This window comes from Alkalibacillus haloalkaliphilus C5, from assembly GCF_000269905.1.
In the GTDB taxonomy this organism is placed as follows: domain Bacteria; phylum Bacillota; class Bacilli; order Bacillales; family Alkalibacillaceae; genus Alkalibacillus; species Alkalibacillus haloalkaliphilus_A.
In genome coordinates this window covers 1-815 of sequence record NZ_AKIF01000282.1, presented here as the reverse complement: position 1 = coordinate 815, position 815 = coordinate 1, and the positions used below count along the sequence as shown (strand labels likewise).

Here is an 815-nt window from a genome sequence, read left to right as displayed (position 1 = left end):
AGCGTAGTTAACAAATAAACCCGAACGAAGTCAAAATGTGATTTCGTTCGGGTTTTGTGTATTAACAATTAGTTCTGTCCCAGACCCTTGGTTATTTAATCATAATCGGCCCACTTAACTCTTGTTTTCTTAAATTAGCCCGTTGTTGGGGATTAATTACACTGTAATAAGCATCTGTAGCCCGTTCTTCAATCCTTATTAACGGGTGATGTGCTTGCTGTATGTTTGAAATGATTGGAATATCAATTTGTTTTTTCTTTTGATTAATAAAAGCTCGACCTTGTTCATTCATTCCTAACAGACGTATGTACGGTGGTTCTGTTAAGTTTTTGTGTGCCTCAATTTCATTTTTTGTCGTGTTAGTCAACAAATGAACAAACATTCTTTGCAACCTTGTCCACGTGTAGCGTTTAGTCTTTAATTGTTCCATCCATTGTTGGAAGTTAGTAACACGATTAACCGTTTGTTTTAGTTTATATTCTAAACCTTCGATCATGCCATGAATTTCTCTAAGTTCCTCTTCCGATTTTGTTTGAACAATTAATTGTAAATATGAGAAGTATAATTCCCAATCATGCCATGTCCCGCTCTTTTGCTGATAAAGCTTTAACTGATTAACAGTCTCTCTTGGTAACGCTTGTTCAGCTTTTTCGGTTAATTGTTTCGTTCTGACAATCTCCTGGCGTATGCTCGTCGCACTAGCGATGTCATGCTCAATCGTTTCATCGTGATAGCCACTTTTAGTACGTTTGATCGTTTCAGGAATTATTTCACTATTTAAGTTTTGAATAGCTTTAACATAGCTAAAACCTAGA

The 815-nt window shown here is 36.0% G+C and carries 1 protein-coding gene; it reads right to left on the bottom strand.

Annotation, left to right across the window (positions count from 1 at the left end; translation table 11 throughout):
- Window positions 1-91: 91 nt before the first annotated feature.
- On the bottom strand, window positions 92-815 hold a 724-nt coding region (locus A194_RS19090), incomplete at its 5' end, for a nucleotidyltransferase family protein (RefSeq protein ID WP_017187856.1).